We start from the raw sequence: 15,428 nt of genomic DNA on the forward strand, positions 1-15,428 counted from the left end.
GACAGAGGAAGACTTATGTTCGGTTTAGAGGCACTTGATCTCGCCCGAATTCAGTTCGCGTTCACCATCTCGTTCCACATCCTGTTTCCGGCCATCACCATCGGCCTGGCGAGTTACCTGGCGGTACTCGAAGGCCTGTGGTTGAAAACCCATAACGACACCTACCGTGACCTCTACCATTTCTGGTCGAAGATCTTTGCCGTCAACTTCGGCATGGGCGTGGTTTCCGGCCTGGTCATGGCCTATCAGTTCGGTACCAACTGGAGCCGCTTCTCGGACTTCGCCGGATCGGTGACCGGGCCGTTGCTGACCTATGAAGTGCTCACGGCGTTCTTCCTCGAGGCGGGGTTCCTGGGGGTCATGCTGTTTGGCTGGAACAAGGTCGGGCGTGGCCTGCACTTCTTCGCCACCGTGATGGTCGCCATCGGTACGTTGATCTCGACCTTCTGGATTCTCGCGTCCAACAGCTGGATGCAGACCCCGCAGGGCTTCGAGATCGTCAACGGGCAGGTCATCCCCACCGACTGGTTGGCAGTGATCTTCAACCCGTCGTTCCCGTATCGCCTGATGCACATGGCCACGGCGGCGTTCGTGGCCACGGCCTTCTTCGTGGGGGCCTCTGCGGCCTGGCATTTGCTGCGCGGCAAGGACAACCCGGCGATCCGCAAAATGCTCTCGATGGCCATGTGGATGGCGTTGATCGTCGCGCCGATCCAGGCGGTCATCGGTGACTTCCACGGCCTCAATACACTTGAGCATCAGCCGGCGAAAATCGCCGCGATCGAGGGCCACTGGGAAAACAAGGGTAACGAAGCGACTCCGCTGATCCTGTTCGGCTGGCCGGACATGAAGGAGGAGAAAACCAAGTTCGCTGTCGAGATCCCGTATCTGGGCAGCCTGATCCTGACTCACTCGCTGGACAAGCAAGTCCCGGCGCTCAAGGAGTTCCCGCCTGAAGACCGGCCAAATTCGACCATTGTGTTCTGGTCGTTCCGGATCATGGTGGGCCTGGGCATGCTGATGATCTTCACCGGTTTGTGGAGCCTGTGGCTGCGCAAGCGCGACACCCTCTACACCTCGCGGCCGTTCCTGTACCTGGCGTTGTGGATGGGGCCGTCAGGCCTGATCGCGATCCTTGCCGGCTGGTTCACCACCGAAATCGGCCGTCAGCCGTGGGTGGTCTACGGTCTGATGCGCACGGCGGATGCGTCGTCCAACCATAGCGTCATGCAGATGAGCATCACCCTGATCCTGTTCGTCGTGGTGTATTTCGCGCTGTTTGGCGCCGGTCTTGGCTACATGATGCGCCTGGTGCGCAAGGGGCCGAAGATCGACGAAGGCAAGGAAACCAACGACGGTGGCCCCGGGCAGAAACGCACACCGGCCCGTCCGCTGTCCGCCGCCGACGACGATCACGCCGATGCCGACCACAGCCTGACCAAGGAGATTTGAATCATGGGTATTGATCTTCCGCTGATCTGGGCCGTGATCATCATTTTCGGCATCATGATGTACGTGGTCATGGACGGCTTCGACCTGGGCATCGGCATTCTCTTCCCGTTCATTCCGGGCAAGACCGATCGCGATGTGATGATGAACACCGTCGCCCCGGTCTGGGACGGCAACGAGACCTGGCTGGTGTTGGGGGGCGCGGCGTTGTTCGGCGCGTTTCCGCTGGCCTATTCGGTGGTGCTCTCGGCGTTGTACCTGCCGCTGATCCTGATGTTGATCGGGTTGATCTTCCGCGGCGTAGCCTTCGAGTTCCGCTTCAAGGCCAGGGACGACAAGCGCCACCTGTGGGACAAGGCGTTCATCGGTGGCTCGGTCACCGCGACGTTTTTCCAGGGCGTTGCGCTCGGCGCCTTCATCGATGGGCTGCCGGTGGTCAACCGGCAGTTCGCCGGTGGTTCACTGGACTGGCTGACACCGTTCACCATGTTCTGTGGCGCGGCGCTGGTGGTGGCCTATGCGTTGCTCGGTTGCACCTGGCTGATCATGAAGACCGAAGGCAAGTTGCAGGAGCAGATGCATGACCTGGCACGGCCCTTGGCCTTCGTACTGCTGGCGGTGATCGGCATCGTCAGCATCTGGACCCCGTTGGCCCACACGGATATCGCCGCTCGCTGGTTCACCATGCCGAATCTGTTCTGGTTCATGCCGGTGCCGATTCTGGTGCTGGTGACGATGTACGGCCTGATCCGCGCCGTAGCCCGCAACGCGCACTACACGCCGTTCCTGTTGACCCTGGTACTGATCTTCCTCGGTTACAGCGGTTTGGGCATCAGCCTGTGGCCGAACATCATCCCGCCGTCGATCTCGATCTGGGACGCCGCCGCGCCGCCGCAAAGCCAGGGCTTCATGCTGGTGGGCACGCTGTTCATCATCCCGTTCATCCTGGGCTACACCTTCTGGAGCTACTACGTGTTCCGCGGCAAGGTCACCCATGAAGACGGTTACCACTAGTCCTATAGAAAACCTGTGGGAGCGAGCTTGCTCGCGATGGCGTCCTGACAGACGCCATCGATCTAACTCGGAGGATTTATCAATGAACGGCAAACATTCCCTGCACGACATTGAAGAAGCCGAAAAAAAACCGCTGTGGAAGCGGCTCGGCTGGTTGGCCCTGATCTGGGTCGGCAGCGTGGGCGCCTTGTTCATCGTCGCCAGCCTGATGCGCCTGTTCATGAACGCGGCTGGCCTGACGACCCACTGACATCTCCCCCGCAGCCTCAAGGCGCGGATTTATAACCCTCCGACCGGAGGGTTTTTTTTGCCTGTTACTTACGCGCCTTGAGGATCACGAATTTCGGATTGGCTGCCACTTGCTCGACGCCACGGAACAATCGCGCCAGCTTGCTGTGGTAACCCAGGTGACGATTGCCGACGATGTACAGCGCGCCGCCCACAACTAGCGCTTCGCGCGCTTGCTGGAACATCCGCCAGGCCAGGAAGTCGCCCACGACCTGTTGCTGGTGAAACGGCGGATTGCACAGCACCACGTCAAGCGATTGCGGTTCCTGGCCGACCAGGCCATCGCCGGCACGTACGGTCACTTCCCGTTCACCCAACGCTGCGCGCCAGTTTTCGGCGGCCGATTGCACGGCCATGAACGATTCGTCCACCAGCGTGTAGTGGGCCTCGGGGTTTTGCAGGGCGCTGGCGATGGCCAGGACGCCGTTGCCGCAGCCGAGATCGGCGACCCGCGCCGAGCCAAGGTTTTTCGGCAGGTGTGGCAAAAACGCCCGGGTGCCGATGTCCAGGCCTTCGCGGCAAAACACATTGGCGTGGTTGAGCAGTTCGATAGCGGGTTCGTCGAGCCTGTACCGCGTCGGGTAAGGCGACATGACCGGGGTTTTGTCTTCTGCCGTGGCAATCAATAACCGCGCCTTCTTCACCGCCAGCGAGGCTTGCACGGGGCCGATGTAACGCTCCAGCAAGTCGCCCGCCGCCCGGGGCAGGTGCTTGATCATGGCCGCGGCGATCACTTGGGTGCCGGGTGCCAGTTGGCCTTGCAGGCGGATCAGTTGCTCTTCCAGCAATGCCAGGGTTTTCGGTACGCGGATCAGCACGCAGTCGAATGGCCCGACGAGGGCCTCGCTGGCGGGGACGCTCGGTACCGCATCAAACGCCAGGCTGTTGCGCACCAGGTTCTTTTCCAGGCCCTGCAAGGCCAGGAACGAATCACCGCTGCTGACCACCCGCACCTTGCCCGCCAGGCTGGCCGCCAACGCGCCGAAACTGTCGTTGAGCACCAATACCCGCATCTCGGCCGTGGGCTGCTGTTCGGCCAGATGGTTAAGCAGGTATTCATCAGCCGCATCGAAAGCTTGCAACGGTTCATTCTGCTGTTCAGGCTGGCGGATCAGGTCGAGGCTGGCGAAGGGTGTTTCGAGCAAAGGCATGGGGCGGGGCTCTGGGTAATCAACGGATGTCCCGCTGCCCTAAGGCGTTGGTGCGGGCGGAGCCGTCCGAGTGTACTGCGTCGTGAAGGTCTACACGCCATCACTCAGGAGGGACCGCAAATGGTACGTTTTTTTTGTCTGGATTACCCGCAGGTTTTCCCGCAGTCGGGCGCTTTCAGATGGATCCGGACCGGGCCAAGGCCATGACTGCCGCCATCTTGTTGTTGACGCCGAGCTTTTCGATAGCCCTGTGCACATGAAAGTTGACCGTGCGTTCACTCAAATTGAGGATCCTGGCAATTTCATAAGCCGTCTTGCCATCGGCCGACAGTTTCAGGACTTCGAGCTCCCGCCGTGACAAGGAGGTAGCCTGAAGGTGAGTCGGTTTTTTCGGTTGCATTCCGATCGCCAACGCGTGCAGATGGCGACTGATGAACACCGAGAATCCAAGATTCTCGTACAGCTCATAGGCTGAAATCGGGCAATGACTTCGGGCCAGGCTGAGAATGCTGCGCAGGCCGCTTTCTTCATCGTGGATTGCTTGCGACCAGCCATGCGCCAAGCCTTGCTGTTGCAGCAGTTGCCATAACCACGGGGTTGCGCAGAAGAGCTCTTTGCTCCAGAGCACGGGTAGCATGGAGTGATTGCAATAGGCCGCTACTGGGTCAATCTCGCTGGCTTTGCTTAGTTCATACTGTGTGTTCCAGTCGTGTGGATAGTTGTTCAGGTTGATGGGGCAGCAATCAGCGCGACTGTTGGCTGAAATGGTTGAAAAGGCACAAAATTTATATCCAAGGTTCCTGACGAAGTTCAGTGATATTCGATAGGCCGTATTAATGTCCTGTGTTTGGGAAAGCAGTTGAAGCTGTGACTCCTTCCAGATTTCCATATACGGGGTCTCCAACAGTATGTTTCCGGAGGGTGCTGACTTTGGATCCGAGATCCGGCACGTGACGCAGTGTAGGACAAATCCGACAACTGTAGTTCGACGATTTTGCTCTTTTAACGGCTGAGAAAGTGTATGCCAGGTTCTTAAGCCGCGTGTGAAAGATTAGATGCCATATGGCATTTTAAGTGGGTTGGTGTTTCTCGCGTCGAATAATCAATAAGTTGCAAATTCAATAACACTACAAAATGTCTGTGGTTACGCTGCCGTCTTTGCGGGACACTGGGGTATCTTTTGATTGGAGCCTTCCATGTCCGTCAGCGAAGAAAAATTTACCCGTCAGACCTTGCTCGAGGTTCATCCGTTGACCCCGAACCTGTTTACCCTGCGTGCCACGCGGGATGCGGGGTTTCGTTTTCGGGCGGGGCAGTTTGCCCGGTTGGGCGTCACCAGGGCTGATGGCAGCACGGTATGGCGCGCCTACTCCATGGTGTCCTCGCCCTATGACGAGTTCCTCGAGTTCTTTTCCATTGTCGTGCCGGGCGGTGAGTTCACCAGCGAGCTCAGCCGGCTGGTCGTTGGCGACAAATTGCTGGTCGACCGCCAGGCCTTTGGCTACCTGACGCCGGACCGTTTTGTCGATGGGCGCGATCTATGGCTGTTATCCACCGGGACCGGCGTGGCGCCGTTCCTGTCGATACTGCAGGACTTCGAAGTCTGGGAGCGATTCGAGCGGATTATCCTGGTCTATAGCGTTCGTGAAGCCCGGGAATTGGCTTATCAGGAACTGATCGCGGGGCTGACGCAACGTGACTATCTGGCCGAGTATGCGCACAAACTGCAATTCATCACTACGGTCACTCGTGAACAGCATCCTGGCTCATTGAACGGGCGGATCACCACACTGATTGAAAGCGGCGAACTGGAGCGCACCTCAGGTGTTGCGCTGACGCCTGAGCACTCACGGGTCATGTTGTGCGGCAATCCGCAGATGATCGATGACACGCGCAAGCTGCTTAAACAGCGGGACATGCACTTGAGCCTCAGCCGGCGACCCGGTCAGGTGGCGGTGGAAAACTTCTGGTAAAAAAAACGGCGCCTCGAAGGCGCCGTTTTTATGCTAGTGCGGTCAAGGCCGGTTGTTCTGGACCTTGAGCAAGTCGCGGATCTCGCCCAGCAACTCTTCTTCCTTGGTTGGAACCGGCGGCAGGCTGGGGGCCACGGCCTCTTCGCGCTTCAGGCGGTTGATGGCCTTGACGCCCACGAAGATCGCGAGGGCGACGATGATGAAGTCGATGATGGTCTGGATGAATTTGCCGTAGGCCAGCACCACCGGCGGAGTAGCGCCCTCGGCTGCCTTGAGCGTAATGGCCAGATCACTGAAGTCCACGCCACCGATCAGCATACCGATTGGCGGCATGACCAGATCACCGACAAACGATGTGACGATCTTGCCGAAGGCCGCACCGATGATGATGCCGACGGCCATGTCGACCACGTTACCTTTGACCGCGAAGGCCTTGAACTCGTTTAGCACGCCCATAGGTTATTTCCTTGTTACAGATGAGGTTGATGAACGCAGTGTAAATCAGCCAATCGCATTCTGCTCGAATCAACGGCCTGCCGTGCTTGCCAACAATCGATCCGGGTGGTCATGGAGAACTCGCCGATTGATCTCATTTGTGGGCCGGCCAGCCCTTCTGCGGCGGTTCGCTTTCGGCTTTTTTTCAGCGATATGACTTCACTGTGTGAGCGAACCAGGTTGAAGGGCCATCCTTGAGTTTGGATGTTGAAATTGTTCGAGTTGTTGTTAAACAAAAAGCCGGTATTGAAAATTGTTTGCGGCTGTAGTGCTGTTAACTGTTTCGTTAGTTTGGAATTGGCTATGTTTGAGTGTTTTTGACGTTATGCATCAGGTGTGTAAATGAATAAAGCTTGTATAAGTTTTTAAGGCGGTAGTCAGACTCGTATCAAAAATTTGTTGAGTGTGTCGGGTTAAAACTTATACAAGGGTTTTGTATAGCGGTCGTATTTTAAAAAAGCACGAATGTAACAAGGCAATTTGACATCATTCAGGGGATTACAAAATATCTGGCCGCACTCGCGTGCCTCAGCTGAGCTATCATCGCGTTTTTTTCCGGGAGTTCCGATGGCCAAGGCCAAGCGCATGTACGGCTGCACCGAGTGCGGCTCAACCTTCCCAAAATGGGCTGGCCAGTGTGGTGAATGCGGGGCCTGGAACACGCTCACCGAAACCATGGTGGAAAGCGGCGGGGCAGCCGCTCCCAGCGGTCGTACCGGCTGGGCCGGCCAGCAGGCGCAGATCAAGACGCTGGCTGAAGTCAGTGTCGAAGAAGTTCCGCGCTTCTCCACCGCTTCCAGCGAGCTCGACCGGGTTCTGGGTGGTGGTTTGGTGGATGGCTCAGTGGTACTGATCGGTGGCGATCCGGGCATCGGCAAGTCGACCATTCTGTTGCAAACCTTGTGCAACCTCGCCAAGAGCATGCCGGCGCTGTACGTCACCGGTGAAGAATCCCAGCAGCAAGTGGCCATGCGTGCGCGACGCCTGGGGTTGCCTCAGGATCAACTGCGGGTCATGACCGAAACCTGCATCGAAGCCATCATCGCCACGGCCCGTCAGGAAAAGCCCAGGGTGATGGTGATCGACTCGATCCAGACGATCTTTACCGAGCAACTGCAATCGGCACCGGGTGGTGTATCCCAGGTGCGTGAGAGCGCGGCGTTGCTGGTGCGCTATGCCAAACAAAGCGGTACGGCGATCTTCCTGGTGGGCCACGTCACCAAGGAAGGCGCGCTGGCGGGCCCTCGGGTTCTGGAGCACATGGTCGACACTGTGCTGTATTTCGAAGGCGAGTCCGACGGGCGCCTGCGTCTGCTGCGGGCGGTGAAGAACCGTTTCGGTGCAGTCAATGAACTGGGCGTGTTCGGCATGACCGACAAGGGCCTGAAAGAAGTCTCCAACCCTTCGGCGATTTTTCTGACCCGCGCCCAGGAAGAAGTCCCGGGCAGTGTGGTCATGGCGACGTGGGAAGGTACGAGGCCGATGTTGGTTGAGGTACAGGCACTGGTGGACGACAGTCATTTGGCCAACCCGCGGCGGGTCACGCTGGGGCTGGATCAAAACCGGCTGGCGATGTTGCTGGCGGTGCTGCACCGTCATGGTGGCATTCCGACCCACGATCAGGACGTGTTTCTCAACGTGGTCGGCGGGGTCAAGGTGCTCGAAACGGCGTCCGATCTGGCGTTGATGGCAGCGGTGATGTCCAGTTTGCGCAACCGGCCGCTGCCTCACGATCTGCTGGTGTTCGGTGAAGTGGGGCTTTCCGGTGAGGTGCGACCGGTGCCGAGCGGTCAGGAGCGTTTGAAAGAGGCCGCCAAGCACGGCTTCAAGCGGGCCATCGTGCCCAAGGGCAATGCGCCGAAGGAGGCGCCACCAGGGTTGCAGGTTATTGCCGTGACTCGCCTGGAGCAGGCCCTCGACGCACTCTTCGAGTAACGCCTGTCTCCCTGTAGGAGCTGCCGAAGGCTGCGATCTTTTGATCTTGAAAATGCAAGATCAAAAGATCGCAGCCTTCGGCAGCTCCTACACAGAGGTACGTTCAGATTTCGATCAGCGCCCCCAATTCTCGTTCCAGCTCCTGTGGATCAGCCAGGTTGAGTTCGATCAGCCGTCGCAGCCGTTCGATGGACTCCAGACTGATGTGCAGGCAGACAAACCCGAGTTGGCCATGGTCATCGTGGGCCAGTTGCGCATCCATGGTGATATCGGCGTCTTCACTCAGATGAATGTCGACCAGAAAATCCTGCTGCGGATTGCCCAACCACGGATCGGGCCGCTCAATCAGCAATCCCTTGAGCGACAGATCAATCAACTTCACCGGCCAGGTGGCCTCGCCCTGGCTCAGCTCGGTTCGGGCATCGAACGCAATACGTTTGAAGCGGCGACGTTCGGCAGGGTGCTCGCTCATGGCACGATCCTCGTAGATGTACGCTGACTATAGACCGGCATTCTTCAAGGCTGCCAGCGCTGGCAGGTGTCCAGACCTATGTCGGGGTATGGCCTTTGTCGTCAGGAGCGCTAAACTCGGGGGTGGTTGTCTTTCTTGTCCACTCTGGCTGGAATAATAAAATGAAAAATAATAATAGCCCGCTACGCCATCTGCCCTGGCTGGTGCTGGCAATCGTAGGTGCGTGCGCCCTGGGTGTCGTGGCATTGCGCCGAGGGGAGGCAATCAATGCCTTGTGGATTGTGGTCGCTGCCGTGGCCATCTATCTGGTCGCATACCGTTACTACAGTCTGTTCATCGCCAACAGCGTCATGCAACTCGATGCGCGACGGGCCACTCCCGCCGTGATCAACAATGACGGTCTGGATTACGTTCCGACCAATAAACACATTCTCTTCGGTCACCACTTCGCCGCCATCGCTGGCGCAGGGCCGTTGGTCGGTCCGGTGCTGGCGGCGCAGATGGGCTACCTGCCCGGCACCCTGTGGCTGATCGCCGGCGTGGTGTTGGCCGGTTCGGTGCAGGATTTCATGGTCCTGTTCATGTCCACTCGCCGCAACGGCCGCTCCCTGGGCGACATGGTCCGCGAGGAAATGGGTCGCATCCCCGGCACCATCGCGCTGTTCGGCTGCTTCCTGATCATGATCATCATCCTCGCGGTGCTGGCGCTGATCGTGGTCAAGGCCCTGGCCGAGAGCCCCTGGGGCATTTTCACGGTGATGGCGACCATCCCGATCGCGATGTTCATGGGCGTCTACATGCGCTACATCCGCCCGGGTCGCATCGGTGAGATCTCGGTGATCGGCGTGCTGTTGCTGCTGGGCTCGATCTGGCTCGGCGGGCAGATTGCCGCGGATCCGGTGTGGGCCAAGGCGTTCAGCTTTACTGGCGTACAAATCACCTGGATGCTGATCGGTTACGGTTTTGTCGCGGCGGTGTTGCCGGTGTGGCTGATCCTGGCGCCGCGTGACTACCTGTCGACCTTCCTCAAAATCGGCACCATCGTCGCCCTGGCCATTGGCATCCTGGTGACCATGCCCGAGCTGAAAATGCCGGCCCTGACCCAATTCATCGACGGCACCGGCCCGGTCTGGAAGGGCGGTCTGTTCCCGTTCCTGTTCATCACCATCGCCTGTGGCGCGGTCTCGGGTTTCCACGCGCTGATCTCTTCCGGTACCACGCCGAAGCTGCTGGATAACGAAACCAATGCCCGCTACATCGGTTACGGCGGCATGCTGATGGAATCGTTCGTGGCCATCATGGCGATGGTCGCCGCCTCGGTAATCGAGCCTGGCGTGTATTTCGCCATGAACAGCCCGCCGGCCGTGGTCGGCGGTGATGTGGTGGCCGTTGCGACAGCCGTCAGTAACTGGGGCTTTGCGATCACGCCGGAAGCCCTGCAAGCAGTGGCCCATGACATTGGTGAAACCACCATCCTGGCCCGTGCCGGTGGTGCGCCGACCCTGGCGGTGGGGATCGCGCAGATCCTGCACAGTGTTCTGCCGGGCGAGAACACCATGGCATTCTGGTACCACTTCGCGATCCTGTTCGAAGCATTGTTCATCCTGACCGCAGTCGACGCCGGTACCCGTGCCGGGCGCTTCATGCTCCAGGACCTGCTCGGCTCGTTCGTGCCGGCCCTGCGCCGCACCGAGTCCTGGACCGCCAACCTGATCGCCACCGCCGGTTGCGTGGCCATGTGGGGTTATCTGCTGTACCAGGGCGTGATCGACCCACTGGGCGGCATCAACACCTTGTGGCCGCTGTTCGGTATCTCCAACCAGATGCTGGCCGGTATTGCGCTGATGCTCGGCACCGTGGTGCTGATCAAGATGAAACGCCAGCGCTACATTTGGGTGACCCTGGTGCCAGCCATGTGGTTGCTGGTTTGCACCACCACCGCCGGCTTCATCAAGCTGTTCGACGCCAACCCGGCGATCGGCTTCCTGTCCCTGGCGAAAAAATACAGCGATGCATTGGCTAACGGCCAGATCCTCGCCCCGGCCAAGGACATCACGCAGATGCAGCACGTGATCTTCAACGCCTATACCAACGCGACGCTGACCGCGCTGTTCCTGTGCGTGGTGTTCAGTATCCTGTTCTATGCGCTCAAGATCGGTATTTCCGCCTGGGGCAGCAAAGAGCGTACGGATAAAGAAGCGCCATTCCAGGCGCTGCCGGAAGCGTGATCGAGGATTTGCATCATGTTCAATGACCTGAGTCGCCTCGGTAAATACCTCGGTCAGGCCGCGCGCCTGATGGTCGGCATGCCCGACTACGACAACTACGTCGAGCACATGCAGACCAAGCACCCGGACAAACCGGTGATGAGCTACGAGATGTTCTTCCGCGAACGTCAGGAAGCCCGTTACGGTGGCAAGGGCGGGCCGAAGTGCTGTTGATTCGGCTTTTTGGATTAACGGCAATCCCTGTGGGAGCGGGCTTGCTCGCGAAAGCGGTGTGTCATTCAACATTCATGTCGACTGACACGACCCGTTCGCGAGCAAGCCCGCTCCCACATTTGTTCTGTGTTGTGTTTTCATCTTGTGAAAAGGAGATCCAGTTTGTCCTCCCCCATCCCGGTCACGATCCTCAGCGGCTTCCTCGGCGCCGGCAAGACCACCCTGTTGCGCCACCTGCTCAAGGCCGAGCACGGCCTGAAAATCGCCGTGATCGAGAACGAATTCAGCGACGCCGGTATCGATACCCAGTTGTTGGGCGATGAACCGGTCCAGGTGATGACACTCTCCAACGGCTGCGTCTGCTGCACCATCCATACCGACCTGACCAAAGCGCTTTATCTGCTGCTCGAACGTCTGGACCAGGGCGACATTGCCTTCGACCGTCTGGTGATCGAATGCACCGGACTGGCCGATCCCGCGCCCGTGGCGCAAACCTTCTTCATCGATGAAGAACTGCGCGAGCGCTACATCCTCGACGGCATCATCACGCTGGTCGACGCGGCACATGCCGACTTGCACCTGACCCAGACCATCGCCCAGGCGCAGATCGGTTTCGCCGACCGCTTGCTGGTGAGCAAGCGCGATCTGGTAGACGAACCGACCTTCACCGCGTTGAGCGAGCGCCTGACCCGCATCAACCGTCGCGCCCCGATCCGCGTGGTCGACCACGGCAAGATCGACCTGGCCGAATTGCTTGACGTGCGCGGTTTCAATCTCAACGCCGACCTCGGTGGCGGTGTGAGTTTGCGACCGGTCAGCCAGGCACCGTCCATTGATCGCATTTCCAGCCTGGTCCTGCGCACTGAAAAGCCGCTGGATATCGACAAGCTCAGCGAGTTCATGAACGAACTGCTGGAGGCGCATGGCAAGCAGTTACTGCGCTACAAAGGCGTATTGAGCATTCTCGGTGAACCACGGCGCATGGTGTTTCAGGGGGTACTGAAACTTTATGGCTTCGACTGGGATACCGAGTGGGCTGAAGGCGAAGTGCGCGAGAGCGTGATCGTGTTCATTGCCGATGATTTGCCGGAGGAAAAGATTCGTGAGGGTTTTGCGCGTGTGGCGGCGCAGTAAAGTCAGAAATTGCAGCGAGCCTTGAGCCGCCATCGCGAGCAGGCTCGCTCCCACATTTAGAGTGCAGTGGCCTGTGGGGGAGTGAGCCTGCTCGCGAACGCGATCTAGCCTGCGGCACAGTTTTGACCCAGTGCCGATGCAGGACTCAGCAACAAATCTTCCAGATAATCCAGATGCCGGTTGAGCGCGATTTGCGCCGTCGCAGCATCTCCTCGCTCCAGCGCATCCAGAATCTCGAGGTGCGCTTGCCCTGCGCAATAATCCTTCTGCTGCAGGTCAAAATGAGCAATCGCCAACGAAGTCAGTGGCACAAGGCTCTCAAGAAAATGCGCTAGCGGTGCATTTCCCGCCATTTGTGCCAACTGCAAATGAAACTCGCCCGACAAACGAATCGCCCGGCCACGCTCGGTGCATTGACGCTCGTTTTCGACCAGCGTCCGCAGGCGCTTCAAGTCTTGCGCGCACGCTCGCTGAGCCGCCAGGCGCAATAGCATGATTTCGGCCAGTCGCCGGGCATGCAGTGTCTGCCGGGTCTGCTCGGCATCGGGCTCGGTGACGCGGGGACGATGGTTGGCGCGAAGGAGGATGATGTGCTGATGGGACAGGCGCATCAGCACCTCACGCATGTCGCTGCGCCTTGCACCGAACATCTGCGCAAGGCTTTCTTCCGTAAAGCGACTGGCCGAATGGATGCGCTGTTCGAAAATGGCCTCGAGGACCCGCGAATACAGATCATCCACTGAAGGGCGGACGGGCAGGGTGGCGAGTGTTTGTGGCGAGGCGAAGCTGTTCATGGCCGATCTCCAGTTCGAAGAGGTTTCAACTGCCGAGGTTGTCTTCCGGGATGTTCAGTTCGATACCCATGCGTTGGCCTTCGCGCAGAATGTGCCGGCGCATCTCGGCGCTGGCCTGGGCGCTGTTCTTGCTGCGGATGGCCCGCACCACGGCTTCGTTTTCTTCAAGTCGCTCGGCCAGATGTTCTGGGGAGTTGCGCAACACTTCGGCGCTTTGCTTGAGGGCATTGCTGGTTTGCTGCACCACGCTCTGGAAGATCGGGTTCGACGTCAGCGTGAACAGTTCTTCGTGGAACGCAATGTAGGCGTTTACGCCGGCTTCACTGTCATTGGCCTCCAGGGCTTCGCGCATGTCCATCAGGGTCAGGCGCAGTTGCCCGACCTCCTTGCTGCTGATGGACTGCGCGACGAGGCCGACGATGAATGGCTCAAGGGTGTAGCGCAGTTGCAGCACGTCTTCCAGGCTCGCTGCGGCCACCGCGTTGTCATGGGCCTGGCTGTCGGCGAGATTGGCTTCGAGCACCACCACGCCTTTGCCCGGCATCGAGCGCACCAGTCCGAGGGTTTCCAGAACGATGACGGCTTCACGCAGGCTCGGACGGCTGATCCCCAGTTGTTCGGCCAGTTCACGTTGCCCCGGCAGCATTTCGCCGGAGCGCCACTGACCTCGGGCCAAAGCGGCCCGAAGTTTTTCTACCACTGAGTTGACGACGGTTGATGAGGTAATCACTTGTTCGCTCCATGAGCCGTGCCTGCGGTCGGCAGGCACGGCGATCATTCAGAATTCTTTGGCTGCCGCTTGAGCAACCGGTTTTCTCGGCTGAAAGGTGTACCCGGCCTGGCCGGAAAGTACCTTGTTCGCCCGCTGCACATCGATGTCCTTTTCCCAGCGCGCGATGGCCACGGTTGCCACACAGTTGCCAATCAGGTTGGTCAGCGCCCGGCCGATGCCCATGAACCAGTCCACGGCCAGCACCAGCACCAGACCCACCACCGGAATTGCCGGAATGGCTGTCAGGGTGGCCGCCAGAATCACCAGCGCCGAGCCGGGAATACCGTGGGCGCCTTTGGATGTGATCAGCGACACCAGCAAAATGGTCAGCAGGTCAGTCATGGCCAGCGGCGTGCCGGTGGCGTTGGCGATGAACACGATGGCCAGGGTCAGGTAGATCGAGAAACCGTCGAGGTTGAACGAGTAACCCGTTGGAATCACCAACCCGACCGTCGAACTGCCGATGCCCAGGTGCTCAAGCTTGCGCATGATTTGTGGCAGCACCGCGTCGGACGAAGCGGTGCCCATGACGATCAGCAGTTCTTCGCGCAGGTACTTGAGCAACGGCCACATCTTCAAGCCGGAAAGGCGCATCACCAGGCCGAGAATCAGGGCCACGAAGGCAACACAGGTCAGGTAGAAGAGGCCGACCAGGCTGCCCAGGTGCTGCAGCGAGTCCAGGCCATATTTGCTGGTGGTGAAGGCGATCGCACCGAATACACCGATCGGTGCCAGCCGCACGATCATGCCCATGATGCGGAAGATCACATGGCTGAGTTCATTGATCAGCCGCGAAATACCCGATGCCGCCTCGCCTACCAGGTTCAGGGCACTGCCGAACAACACTGAAAACAGCAGGACCTGCAGGATATTGTTATCGGCAAAGGCACCGATCACCGAAGTCGGAATCAGGTCCATCAAGAACTGAGTAGTGGTGTGCATGTGCTGACTGCGCTGGGCAATATCGCCCATGTCGGCTGCGGAAAGCTGCTCGAGGTGAATGTTCGCGCCGCTGCCGATACCGGTGCTGAAGGCGAACACCAGGCCAATCACCAGGGCGATGGTGGTCAGCACTTCGAAGTAGATCACCGATTTCAGACCGATGCGCCCGACCTTTTTCAGGTCGCCGGCACCACTGATGCCGCTGACCACCACGCAGAACACGATCAGGCCGATGAGCATCTTGATCAACTTGATGAAGCCGTCGCCGAGGGGTTTGAGTTGGGCGGAGTATTCGGGAAGGGTCAGCCCGCAGACGATGCCGAGCACCAGTCCGAGAACCACTTGGAGGAAGATTGAACGCGAGCACCATCTGAGCATGGGAGGAATCCTGGTCGGTGTCCTGGCTGCCGTGTGCGGGGCACATCAGATTCAGGACTTAATTATTGTGGTCTTACCGGTATGTCCAGTGCAGGCGCAGTCTAGGCGCTATTTTTTGGTCTTCGCAAGTAAAAATTAAAAAATTGGCATGACCGGTCTTACCAGTTGTGCTGGTTCTGTAGGAGCTGCC

Annotated in this window: 15 protein-coding genes; 8 read left to right on the forward strand and 7 right to left on the reverse strand. The window is 59.0% G+C overall.

Translation table 11 applies throughout. The features are described 5' to 3' along the window. The first annotated feature begins 15 nt into the window (after positions 1 to 15). From AC07YV_RS18970 to AC07YV_RS18980, 3 genes are all read left to right on the forward strand, one after another. Positions 16 to 1,452: a cytochrome ubiquinol oxidase subunit I gene (locus AC07YV_RS18970; protein ID WP_102702068.1), complete on the forward strand. Its 1,437-nt coding sequence runs from the start codon at positions 16 to 18 to the stop codon at positions 1,450 to 1,452. A gap of 3 nt (positions 1,453 to 1,455) precedes the next feature. After that, on the forward strand, positions 1,456 to 2,463 hold the full coding sequence (gene cydB, locus AC07YV_RS18975) for a cytochrome d ubiquinol oxidase subunit II (protein WP_056728750.1): 1,008 nt from the start codon (positions 1,456 to 1,458) through the stop codon (positions 2,461 to 2,463). Between the two features lie 82 nt (positions 2,464 to 2,545). Beyond that, positions 2,546 to 2,713 (forward strand): DUF2474 domain-containing protein, encoded by a 168-nt coding sequence (locus AC07YV_RS18980; protein ID WP_102702067.1) that lies wholly within the window; start codon positions 2,546 to 2,548, stop codon positions 2,711 to 2,713. A gap of 64 nt (positions 2,714 to 2,777) precedes the next feature. Here AC07YV_RS18980 and AC07YV_RS18985 read toward each other — a convergent pair whose 3' ends face one another. Both AC07YV_RS18985 and AC07YV_RS18990 read right to left on the reverse strand, forming a co-directional pair. After that, positions 2,778 to 3,902, reverse strand: a complete 1,125-nt coding sequence (locus AC07YV_RS18985; protein ID WP_102702066.1) for a methyltransferase — start codon at positions 3,900 to 3,902, stop codon at positions 2,778 to 2,780. A gap of 175 nt (positions 3,903 to 4,077) precedes the next feature. Further along, positions 4,078 to 4,791 (reverse strand): helix-turn-helix transcriptional regulator, encoded by a 714-nt coding sequence (locus AC07YV_RS18990; protein WP_102702065.1) that lies wholly within the window; start codon positions 4,789 to 4,791, stop codon positions 4,078 to 4,080. A 307-nt stretch (positions 4,792 to 5,098) separates the two neighbouring features. On the opposite strand from AC07YV_RS18990, the gene AC07YV_RS18995 reads away from it, so the two are divergent. After that, positions 5,099 to 5,875: a ferredoxin--NADP reductase gene (locus AC07YV_RS18995; protein ID WP_102702064.1), complete on the forward strand. Its 777-nt coding sequence runs from the start codon at positions 5,099 to 5,101 to the stop codon at positions 5,873 to 5,875. A gap of 42 nt (positions 5,876 to 5,917) precedes the next feature. Here AC07YV_RS18995 and mscL read toward each other — a convergent pair whose 3' ends face one another. Continuing rightward, on the reverse strand, positions 5,918 to 6,331 hold the full coding sequence (gene mscL / locus AC07YV_RS19000) for a large-conductance mechanosensitive channel protein MscL (RefSeq protein WP_102702063.1): 414 nt from the start codon (positions 6,329 to 6,331) through the stop codon (positions 5,918 to 5,920). A gap of 606 nt (positions 6,332 to 6,937) precedes the next feature. Between mscL and radA the strand changes: the two genes are divergently transcribed. After that, a complete protein-coding gene (gene radA, locus AC07YV_RS19005; protein WP_015096911.1) occupies positions 6,938 to 8,305 on the forward strand; it encodes a DNA repair protein RadA in 1,368 nt (455 codons plus the stop codon). 103 nt (positions 8,306 to 8,408) lie between these two features. Here radA and AC07YV_RS19010 read toward each other — a convergent pair whose 3' ends face one another. Continuing rightward, the gene (locus AC07YV_RS19010) at positions 8,409 to 8,777 is read right to left on the reverse strand and encodes a PilZ domain-containing protein (protein ID WP_102702062.1); all 369 of its coding nucleotides are present in this window, start codon (positions 8,775 to 8,777) and stop codon (positions 8,409 to 8,411) included. A 161-nt stretch (positions 8,778 to 8,938) separates the two neighbouring features. Here AC07YV_RS19010 and AC07YV_RS19015 point away from each other — a divergent pair, with 161 nt between their 5' ends. The 3 genes from AC07YV_RS19015 (at position 8,939) to yjiA (ending at position 12,352) form a co-directional block, all read left to right on the forward strand. Then, positions 8,939 to 11,005 (forward strand): carbon starvation CstA family protein, encoded by a 2,067-nt coding sequence (locus AC07YV_RS19015; RefSeq protein ID WP_102702061.1) that lies wholly within the window; start codon positions 8,939 to 8,941, stop codon positions 11,003 to 11,005. 15 nt (positions 11,006 to 11,020) lie between these two features. Next, entirely contained in the window at positions 11,021 to 11,218 is a 198-nt protein-coding gene (locus tag AC07YV_RS19020; RefSeq protein ID WP_007895266.1) for a YbdD/YjiX family protein, read from the forward strand. A 162-nt stretch (positions 11,219 to 11,380) separates the two neighbouring features. After that, the gene (yjiA, locus tag AC07YV_RS19025; RefSeq protein WP_102702060.1) at positions 11,381 to 12,352 is read left to right on the forward strand and encodes a GTPase; all 972 of its coding nucleotides are present in this window, start codon (positions 11,381 to 11,383) and stop codon (positions 12,350 to 12,352) included. A gap of 104 nt (positions 12,353 to 12,456) precedes the next feature. Here the strand turns inward: yjiA and AC07YV_RS19030 are convergent, their stop codons facing one another. From AC07YV_RS19030 to AC07YV_RS19040, 3 genes are read right to left on the reverse strand one after another with little or no spacing between them, the layout of a single operon-like run. Further along, a complete protein-coding gene (locus AC07YV_RS19030; protein WP_102702059.1) occupies positions 12,457 to 13,146 on the reverse strand; it encodes a GntR family transcriptional regulator in 690 nt (229 codons plus the stop codon). Between the two features lie 25 nt (positions 13,147 to 13,171). Further along, positions 13,172 to 13,876 carry a FadR/GntR family transcriptional regulator gene (locus AC07YV_RS19035; protein WP_041475084.1) on the reverse strand — a complete coding sequence of 235 codons (705 nt, stop codon included), beginning with the start codon at positions 13,874 to 13,876 and terminating at the stop codon, positions 13,172 to 13,174. Positions 13,877 to 13,924: 48 nt separating this feature from the next. Next, on the reverse strand, positions 13,925 to 15,238 hold the full coding sequence (locus tag AC07YV_RS19040) for a C4-dicarboxylate transporter DctA (RefSeq protein ID WP_102702058.1): 1,314 nt from the start codon (positions 15,236 to 15,238) through the stop codon (positions 13,925 to 13,927). Between the last annotated feature and the right edge of the window lie 190 nt (positions 15,239 to 15,428).

The organism is Pseudomonas sp. GW456-E7, from assembly GCF_059424105.1.

Coding starts and splice junctions, on each gene's coding strand:
- AC07YV_RS19040 (WP_102702058.1), bottom strand. CDS start 15,238: ATGCTCAGATGGTGCTCGCGTTCAATCTTCCTCCAAGTGGTTCTCGGA.
- AC07YV_RS18990 (WP_102702065.1), bottom strand. CDS start 4,791: ATGGAAATCTGGAAGGAGTCACAGCTTCAACTGCTTTCCCAAACACAG.
- AC07YV_RS18995 (WP_102702064.1), top strand. CDS start 5,099: ATGTCCGTCAGCGAAGAAAAATTTACCCGTCAGACCTTGCTCGAGGTT.
- AC07YV_RS19010 (WP_102702062.1), bottom strand. CDS start 8,777: ATGAGCGAGCACCCTGCCGAACGTCGCCGCTTCAAACGTATTGCGTTC.
- AC07YV_RS19015 (WP_102702061.1), top strand. CDS start 8,939: ATGAAAAATAATAATAGCCCGCTACGCCATCTGCCCTGGCTGGTGCTG.
- mscL (WP_102702063.1), bottom strand. CDS start 6,331: ATGGGCGTGCTAAACGAGTTCAAGGCCTTCGCGGTCAAAGGTAACGTG.
- radA (WP_015096911.1), top strand. CDS start 6,938: ATGGCCAAGGCCAAGCGCATGTACGGCTGCACCGAGTGCGGCTCAACC.
- AC07YV_RS18970 (WP_102702068.1), top strand. CDS start 16: ATGTTCGGTTTAGAGGCACTTGATCTCGCCCGAATTCAGTTCGCGTTC.
- AC07YV_RS18980 (WP_102702067.1), top strand. CDS start 2,546: ATGAACGGCAAACATTCCCTGCACGACATTGAAGAAGCCGAAAAAAAA.
- cydB (WP_056728750.1), top strand. CDS start 1,456: ATGGGTATTGATCTTCCGCTGATCTGGGCCGTGATCATCATTTTCGGC.
- AC07YV_RS19030 (WP_102702059.1), bottom strand. CDS start 13,146: ATGAACAGCTTCGCCTCGCCACAAACACTCGCCACCCTGCCCGTCCGC.
- AC07YV_RS19020 (WP_007895266.1), top strand. CDS start 11,021: ATGTTCAATGACCTGAGTCGCCTCGGTAAATACCTCGGTCAGGCCGCG.
- AC07YV_RS18985 (WP_102702066.1), bottom strand. CDS start 3,902: ATGCCTTTGCTCGAAACACCCTTCGCCAGCCTCGACCTGATCCGCCAG.